The organism is Spirosoma utsteinense (genome assembly GCF_014282275.1).
Taxonomy (GTDB): Bacteria; Bacteroidota; Bacteroidia; order Cytophagales; family Spirosomataceae; genus Spirosoma; species Spirosoma utsteinense.
Genome location: NZ_VFIA01000085.1, coordinates 1 through 8,093, shown reverse-complemented (window position 1 = coordinate 8,093; position 8,093 = coordinate 1). Strand labels below are relative to the sequence as shown.

Annotated in this window: 7 protein-coding genes; 4 read left to right on the top strand and 3 right to left on the bottom strand. The window is 44.0% G+C overall.

Annotated features, from left to right (window positions below; all coding sequences use genetic code 11):
• Positions 1-1,490 (bottom strand): hypothetical protein (locus FH603_RS27185; RefSeq protein ID WP_186742326.1); only part of this gene is annotated, 1,490 nt, incomplete at its 3' end.
• A gap of 11 nt (positions 1,491-1,501) precedes the next feature.
• A complete protein-coding gene (locus FH603_RS27180) occupies positions 1,502-2,152 on the bottom strand; it encodes a hypothetical protein (RefSeq protein ID WP_186742324.1) in 651 nt (216 codons plus the stop codon).
• Between the two features lie 942 nt (positions 2,153-3,094).
• On the opposite strand from FH603_RS27180, the gene FH603_RS27175 reads away from it, so the two are divergent.
• Complete coding sequence (locus tag FH603_RS27175; RefSeq protein WP_186742322.1) at positions 3,095-3,445, top strand: BrnT family toxin; 351 nt, start codon at positions 3,095-3,097, stop codon at positions 3,443-3,445.
• 237 nt (positions 3,446-3,682) lie between these two features.
• Here the strand turns inward: FH603_RS27175 and FH603_RS27170 are convergent, their stop codons facing one another.
• On the bottom strand, positions 3,683-4,645 hold the full coding sequence (locus tag FH603_RS27170) for a replication initiation protein (protein ID WP_186742320.1): 963 nt from the start codon (positions 4,643-4,645) through the stop codon (positions 3,683-3,685).
• A gap of 858 nt (positions 4,646-5,503) precedes the next feature.
• Between FH603_RS27170 and FH603_RS27165 the strand changes: the two genes are divergently transcribed.
• Genes FH603_RS27165 through FH603_RS27155 form a run of 3 tightly spaced genes read left to right on the top strand, consistent with a single transcriptional unit; the run spans position 5,504 to position 7,757 of the window.
• Positions 5,504-5,989, top strand: coding sequence for a BfmA/BtgA family mobilization protein (locus FH603_RS27165; protein ID WP_186742318.1), 486 nt, complete (start codon positions 5,504-5,506; stop codon positions 5,987-5,989).
• Positions 5,986-7,059: a DUF5712 family protein gene (locus FH603_RS27160; RefSeq protein ID WP_186742316.1), complete on the top strand. Its 1,074-nt coding sequence runs from the start codon at positions 5,986-5,988 to the stop codon at positions 7,057-7,059. Before FH603_RS27165 ends, FH603_RS27160 begins: the two co-directional genes overlap by 4 nt.
• Positions 7,056-7,757 carry a hypothetical protein gene (locus FH603_RS27155; RefSeq protein ID WP_186742314.1) on the top strand — a complete coding sequence of 234 codons (702 nt, stop codon included), beginning with the start codon at positions 7,056-7,058 and terminating at the stop codon, positions 7,755-7,757. The genes FH603_RS27160 and FH603_RS27155 overlap by 4 nt, the downstream gene beginning before the upstream one ends.
• The last annotated feature ends 336 nt before the right edge of the window (positions 7,758-8,093 follow it).

Genomic DNA, 8,093 nt, shown 5'->3' with positions numbered 1-8,093 from the left:
TCAAAAACAAGGCGCACTGTTTCAGTTTGTTTTTCCTTTTCTCGACGTGGATTAACTACTTTTAAATAGTAGGTACCGCGAGGTAAATCTTTGATATCAAAATTAATTTTATTGCTATCCTGAAATCCACCTTTTTTGAAAATTTCTTTTACGTTAACAGAACGGACAGACTTCATTGTTTTTTCAGAAACTATTTCAAGTTCATCAGGTAAAGCCTCTTGGTACTGAGTATCCGTAAAAGTAACCGCTACTGATTCTTTGGCCGGATTAGGAGCGGCTCTGTAACCAGAGGGAATATATATTATAAGTGCTGCTGATCTACTACCGCAGACGTTTGATGCGCTTACGTTGATAGAACTGTTACCGCTGTTGCCATAAACATAAATTTGAGCATTTCCCCCATTAACACCAGAGAGACTGACGTTAATATCTCCATAGTTATTTGTTACACCGAGAGAGTAGTTAGCTGAAGGGGAGTTTGAAGAAACTACGTTAAGGTAGTGTGTACTACCAGAATTAGCGGCTACAGGCCCAGAGTTTGGTAATCCGTCGTAGTTGATTGTACTAATATTCGGAGTGCCAACACCAACATCTAATGTACGAGTTACTGTGTTATTACACCCATCGGTTATCTGAGCAGTAACTGCACCAAACCCATCATTACCACCGTAATTAATTGTCACACCTGTAGCTGAACTTCCAGCTATAGATAATGGGCCCGAAGCTGACCACACGGTCGAAACACCAGATGTTAAATTTGCGAGTGAATAAGTCCCTAATTGATTGTAGCAACCTTGTGTGCCCCCCGTTAGTGAAGCATTAGTTAATGTAGGTCGAGTTACGCTTATACCATTTGATGAGGAAGTGTTAGGGGCATCATTACGTGTTGCAGTTACTTGGACTGTTCCACCAGCTCCAGCACTTGTAGTAGCAGTAATAGTATTGGTCCCTTGCCCATTTATTATACTCCATCCAGATAAACCCGATAAATTCCAATTATAATTGGTTGCATTAGTAGCGGCACCTACCGACAAAGTAACCGTCTGTGCTCCGCATCCTAAATTTTGGGGGTTACTTGTTGACCCGTTCAAGCTAACAGAACCAATATTACCCAAATATCGGATTGGCGCGGAATACGTGGCACTGCTTCCGTTACTGGTGGTGTTGGAACAATTATAAGTTGATACCGTAGCTGACGCGGTGCCGTTCACGTTATTCCATACGATTCGGAAGGTAGGAACATCTGTACTTATCGTCTGCCCTGAGCTAATATTTTCCGAGTTCGATGCAGTCCAGTTGTACTTACAACCACTCAAATCATTCGTTGATGTAAAAACGTATGATATCGCAGTATTAGGTGGAACTGAGGAAGCATAATCCCCATTGAGATCAACGAGGTACGAGAAAGAACTCTGTGCTGAAAGCTTTGAAGAGACTACTAACAGGCACAACATAAAAACGATTTCGAGTATATGTTTTCCAGTTTTCATAGAAACTTAAGTTAAAAGTGATAATTGACATATAAAGCGTGAATTGGATTTATAAAAAAATTGTGTTCTCTTACTTTAAAACTACTTACAAGATTTAAATTGCTACCATCGATTATATGATAATTGTAGATAGCATGACTTTCTATCGTTATTGCAAAATGTTTCCCTAAGTAATATCGTCCTCCTACAAAGGCATTTGCTCCTATGTAGGTATCAAATACTTCTGTTTTGTTCCTTGAGTTTGATGGGGTGATGATATTCCGGCTACTTCTAATAGAAGGTTCTATTCCATAAAGGGTTGCAAACCGCCCATGTGTTCGTTGCCATTCATACCCCACAGCTAAATTGATAGCGGACGTTGTAACATCTCCGTCGAGAGAACTATTTCCAAACCTTGGTAAAAATTTAAGTCTTAAGGCTTTGCGTCCGCTCTTTCCTTTGAAATTACGTTTCAAAATATAACCGAACGCATCTCTGGATTTATCAACTAACGGAAGAACGTCAATTCCGAATTCCCATTTATAGAACGGTGCGGCTGAGCTTGTATCGACTTCAGGTTTCATTACCTGTGTACCGATTTGGGCGTTTGCAGTTGTACACATTTTTATTACAAGTAAAAAATAAGCGACTGATTTCGCTGACCTCATGGAATTAGCTTTCAAAATTATTGTGGAATTAAAATGAGTAATGAGAAATTAGACCCATATGCACAGTTAAAAGTTTGATTCTAAAAATAATTAGTAACTAAATAAGTTTTTTTTTGATTACTAAAACTCATTTATGTCTTTATTTTATGATAGCAAAGCTCGATATCTTGACTAGAATTGTCAAGTAGGTATGTTAAAAATAATTGAAAAATTATAATTATATTATTATTAAGTAATCGTTATAGTAAGTATTAATACTTAGAGTATGCATTTATAAGTTATTTTTTATTATAAAAACTTAATTGCGGAGGAATCCTTTTGATTGAGTAGTTGCCCCCTTTCATTAAGAATATTCTTTAAATATTACAATTACAGCCCTCTGCGCCTGAATAGCTAAACATTGAAAGGGAGTAGTGATGGGTAGTTTTGCCAAAAGGTACATAATTCGTCATTTGAACCACTCTTGTTAGTTAAGTACTTGATTCTCCTTGCTTTATGGTTCAAATAGTTGGTGTCATAAAGTCAAAGTCAATATAATTCTTGGACCTATTTTTTGACCCTAACTTTTGGCATAATTTGATTGATGAAGTATCTAATTAATTAGGGTTCAGTAAGTTGTGGCTTTTTGGACCTTAAGACGATTTTGGTGACACATTCCCTTGAAGGGCCAAGTGACGAATTATCTCCGTTTCGGCAGAACTACCCAGTGATACAAAAGCACATTGTTAATGAGTCTACAGAAATGAGTGTTAAATAGGATAAAATCGAGGAGTGTTATATAACCATTGTTATGTTATTCGACTTTTCCAAGAATACTACTTACCTCTAGGAGGGTGTAACTCCCCAAACGAAAGAGGATTCGGGATTCGACGCATATGTATGGGAAATTCGACTATTTATTGGTAGATTCTTGATGGAGGATCAACCCAATGAACCCCAACATAGCCCCTGAGCATAATGCAATTTCAATGGGATGCCGGCAACATAGCCAAGCTGGAGAAGGTCCGAAACAGCGGACGAAACATAACAGTTGACGAGATTGAGAGCGTTTTCGTTGATCCTGATCGTCTGACCGAAACGGCCATTCCTGATGACAAGACCGGCGAGAAACGCTACAAGGCGACTGGGTTAAGCAATCAAAATCGGGTAATAAGTGTTATTTTCGTAATCAGAAACGGGGAGATCCGGATTTTCAATGTTTGGAAAACCAAACAGACGACTCTGAAAAAGTATCATGCGCAAACGACTGACACCCGAGGAGAAGAAGCAATACGTAGTGAAACAGACCCTGACGGCCAAAGAGATTGATCGGCTGGAAAACTATGCCCAAGCTCGTCCCGTCTCTCATTCGGAATTGGAAGCCCTTCTAGCGGCCAGCCGTAGTCAAACCCCAGCCTGAACGACAGGCTTATTTTTCTTTCCCTTTTGCTCTCCCACTGAAATTCAAGCATTTTCTTTCCCCTTCGGTGCTTTCAAGCCGAGCCGGGTGAGTAGGTAACCCGCTACGCTCTTCTCGACTTTGACCTTGCTCGTTATTCAAGCATGTTAAACGCCGAACGATTTAGCTGTATACGCCCCTAAATTGCTGATTTTCCTATCATTATGTTGTACATGAAGGTCATACAACCGTTTGTTGATTTCTTTAATGGGGAAGTTTAACAGTATCGTTTGGGCCTGATCTTTCCGCAGCCCGAACTGCTTAACGAGTCGGTCAAATAGGGTTGTATGTTCCTCACCGATCACAAAACCAGGAGGGAAGTTACGGTCGTCGTCTACAGAGAGCAGAAATTTCACATGAGTTACTTTGTGGCCACGTCCACGTTTGGGGGTGGGCATTGGTTCATAGGTGAATTGCAGATCCGTTTTTTCAAGGTCTTTTTGAGCGGGTTTTAAAATTGCCTTATCAAAATCAGCCCATTTAGCATACTTATCAAAACCATCTTTATTAATTACCCCTAATAGTGTTTTCAATTCGTCAAGTCCGTAAGTATGGCCTTTATCAGCGTGAAAACGCCATTGCGTTAGTTGCTGATACATTGCCTGACCATACTTGGAGCGTAGGGCAAGCACCAGGTCCACATCAAGCTGAGAGAAGTTACCGCCTTTGAGCTTCTCACTGAAATTGAGGATGTAGGGCCGGACGTGCGCACTGATTGTGAGCTGTACTGTACCTTCTCCTTCCAAGTACAGAGCTGATGCGAACAGGCCTGTTTGGAGGACGTTCTTGCGGGGTTTGCCCTCTTTATCAACCCGATTAGAGGGCATTTCAAACTCTTTAGGCTGAATAAGCTGCAAGGTCTGTTGTCGTAGCCTGGCGTAATTGATTTTATCGCCAGTGCGTTCCATCAGTTCGATAGCTGAAATCTCATAAATGGTTTCGGCGGTATGGTCGGGCTGAATTTGAGAACAGATCATGTAAAACAGATTACGCTGTAGTTTGGAGAGATTTACGGCAATACGATTGAGAGAGTTCTCAAAGAGAACCATAGTGGGTTTAACTTTGTCCATTGGGGCCGCAGACGGGTACGGAAAATGTGAGAATTAGAACTACCCGACTGATTGGCCCCAAACTTATAAATAAAATATGGTTAACAAAAAAAGTATACCATATTTTTAAAATGTCTATACGCTTACAAAAAACCATCTTTTAATGGTCTTTCGCTTACGAAAAACCATCTTTTAATGGTTCTTCAGCTTACGAAAAACCATCTTTTAGCTTACGAAAAACCATCTTTTAGCTTACGAAAAACCATCTTTTAGCCTTGTAACTACATTGAAAATCAGGTAGTTACAAGCCCCTTAACAAATAACAAATAAAACATTTGTTTCCCAAAACGTTTGATTGTCGGCATTTAGAGTAAAAAAAACAGGCTAATACCGCCAGCGTGAAAGGGAGAGTAAAAACAAAGAAAAACAAATCAAAAATTAAAAAGGGGGGGAGTGGGGGGCAACTACAAATATAGTTTCTATTGTTTCATGATTTGTATTATTCTAATAATAGTCAGTTTGTGGGAAGGCAAATATATAACAACGGGGAAAGAAAAGACTTACTCTTATTCTATCCTATTCTTTTACTGTCTCAGCTCATCTTACTAGTCACCTAATTATTGGTCGATTTGTAGCTCCGGTAGATTCTATTTACCTTCCCCTTTGCCACGTTAGGCCATCCGGTGCGAGTAGCGCGAAGCGGTCTTGTAGAGAGCGAGACGGAACGCTATTCCGCGTTGCTGCATACCGTTCTTCTCGCCCTACGGGGCTAGTAATCAGCTATTTAGTATTATTAGTTATACGGACGATTCATGTAAAATGTATACATTTTTAGTAATTATCTGATTATCAATTAATATTTGTACAAAATCTTACTCCATGAGCGATCGTAAAAGCTTATCTGTTAGCGCAGGTACGCACCAACAGTTAGAGCGGTTAGGCACTAAATTTGGCCTATCGCATAAGGATTTGATTGGGGTTATGGCGCAGTATTTCACCGTTACCAAGGTTGATCCCCGCGATACGAAAGCCGATGTACCCGACGTAGCGTTGAAGAAACTGACCGAAAAAGTAGACACCTTGGATAAACGCGTGATTGGATTTATCCGGGAGCAGGAAAAGGAACTACTAAAGCCTATCCTGTCCGAAGTAAAGGCCATGCGGACCCAGATCGGGCAAGGCTCAGGCAGTACGGCCATTACGCCCGAGCAGTTAGAGGAACAGTTAACCAGTGTTGTTGAAGCGATTCAAACGCTGATGCGGCTATCCTTCCGGACGGCGTTGGTGGATAATGCCCTACGGCCCGAGTACAAGAAGCAGACGGACGAATTGATTCAGCAACAGAATAAGCCTGGCAAGTCATGATGACCAAGATAGGCGGGGGCGGTTCCGGTAGTTGTGGGGGACTCGTCGAGTATTTGGAGAAGGAGCAGGCCGGGTTATGGTTCGGCCAGCATCGGGAGCAGTTAGCGGGTCATGAAGTTGTGGCCGAGATCGACCCTAACAAGCGCAATTTAGGCCGGGAGGATACCAAGTACTACCAAGTCATTTTAGCCCCTTCACAGGCTGAATTGGCCCACATTGGTGCTGACCCGCAGAAGTTGCAAGCCTTCACCCGCGCCACGATGGAGCAGTACGCCCAAAATTTTGGAAAGGGGATAGAAAGCAAGGATTTAGTGTGGTTTGCCAAGATTGAGCATAGCCGCAGTTTCGATCACACCGACCGCGCGGTCCAATTAGGCGAGCAGCAGAAGGGTGTAGCCAAGCGGGGTGATCAAACCCACATCCATGTGATCGTCAGTCGAACGGAGAATCTACGGGCGTATACAGAAGGGAAGAAAAACGAGCTGCACGAGCGCAAGAACCCGTATCATCTTAGCCCCCTGACCAACCACAAAGCCACCACGAAAGGGCCGGTCGTCGGCGGTTTTGAGCGCAACAGCTTTAGCCAGCGTGCCGAGCAGACCTTTGACCAGGCTTTCACCTACGAACGCTCGTTAACCGAATCGTTCCGGTTTTTGCACTGCATGAAGTACGGGGATGAACAGGCCAAAGGGGAAATGCAACGACAGGCCGCCGAACAAGCCCAAAAACGCGCTCAGCGCCACGAACCCAGTCAACGGGTGGAAATGTACCCGCAGCCCGGCAAAACGCCCGAGAACGAGTTTACCGACGATTTACGAGCCAGTTTAAACAAAGCCTATCAGCAGAAAGACGTAAACGATTTAGGCGCAGCCCTGGCCAGCGCACAGGCCGAGCGAGAACGGCAGCGAGTAGCGCAGGAGCAGCAGGCCGAAGAAGCCCGTAAACAGGCCCTAGAAGCCACCAAATTAGCCGAGCAGCAAAAGATGGCCCAGCAACAGCAACGGCTGCCGCAGAAAATCGAACAGAAACCCGAAAATAGCCCCAGAATTAGCCGGGGGTTAGGCTTATGAACGAGAACAAGTTTTTACGAAATCTAAGGCAGCAGGGTAGTCCTAGTCAGGCAGTCGAACCAACACCGGCCCCGCAGCCGGTCCGCCGGAGTGAGCAGACAGGTAATAGCCCAACGGAGTATGACCCGATCAAACGGTTGACGGATGAATTGAGCCGGCATAGTGGGGCCATCGAGGGCTTAACTACCCGGATTGACCGCATGGAGCTGCGGCCAAAAGCCGCCACTCAAGCCGAGTTACAGACCTTACTGGAGGAGGCCCGCGAGGGAGTCAGTTTCACCATCGACAGCAAACAAATCGCCGGGTTTGTCCTGCCTGAATTGACGAAAGGAATGCCCAGCGCCGAGGAGATCAGGACGGCCGCCAACGCGGGAGCCAGTCAGATCGCAGCTGTCGGGAACACCGCAGCCGATCAGATCGAACGGGCCGGATCGGCTGCGGCCGAGCGCATCCGGTGGGCCAGTCAGCGTAAAGCGGATGCTTTTGCAGGTCGGGTTGGCTTTACCTCATGGCAAGCTGCAGCGGTTGTCTTTTTGGGTTTTGCCTTGCTGATCGTGGGGGTGTATTTTCTGAACAGCGAACGCGAAGCGGCTTTATCACAGGCCAGATCGGAGACGCAGGCCGTGCGGGAATTTACCGATTGGGTAAAGACCCAGCCGGAAGGGAAACGGCTGTATGATCGCTATTATAACCCTTGATTATTGACCCGTGAGCAAGTCTGTAAAGTCAAGCGAGCTAGCTTTTGTCGCTGTCGAGCCTAACAGCAACATGGAAGCACAGGCGCTTTACGGACTAATGCACGGGTCTATAAAGATACTAACAGTTGTTCCAATGGAAGGGAGATATCAAAAACAAGGCGGGTCAAGTCAATCACCAATAAGTGAATGACTTGACCCGCCTTGTTTTTGATACTGTTTCGCTATTCAAAAACAAGGCGCACTGTTTCAGTTTGTTTTTCCTTTTCTCGACGTGGATTAACTACTTTTAAATAGTAGGTACCGCGAGGTAAATCTTTGATATCAAAATTAATTTTA

Coding starts and splice junctions, on each gene's coding strand:
- FH603_RS27160 (WP_186742316.1), top strand. CDS start 5,986: ATGATGACCAAGATAGGCGGGGGCGGTTCCGGTAGTTGTGGGGGACTC.
- FH603_RS27170 (WP_186742320.1), bottom strand. CDS start 4,645: ATGGACAAAGTTAAACCCACTATGGTTCTCTTTGAGAACTCTCTCAAT.
- FH603_RS27155 (WP_186742314.1), top strand. CDS start 7,056: ATGAACGAGAACAAGTTTTTACGAAATCTAAGGCAGCAGGGTAGTCCT.
- FH603_RS27165 (WP_186742318.1), top strand. CDS start 5,504: ATGAGCGATCGTAAAAGCTTATCTGTTAGCGCAGGTACGCACCAACAG.
- FH603_RS27175 (WP_186742322.1), top strand. CDS start 3,095: ATGCAATTTCAATGGGATGCCGGCAACATAGCCAAGCTGGAGAAGGTC.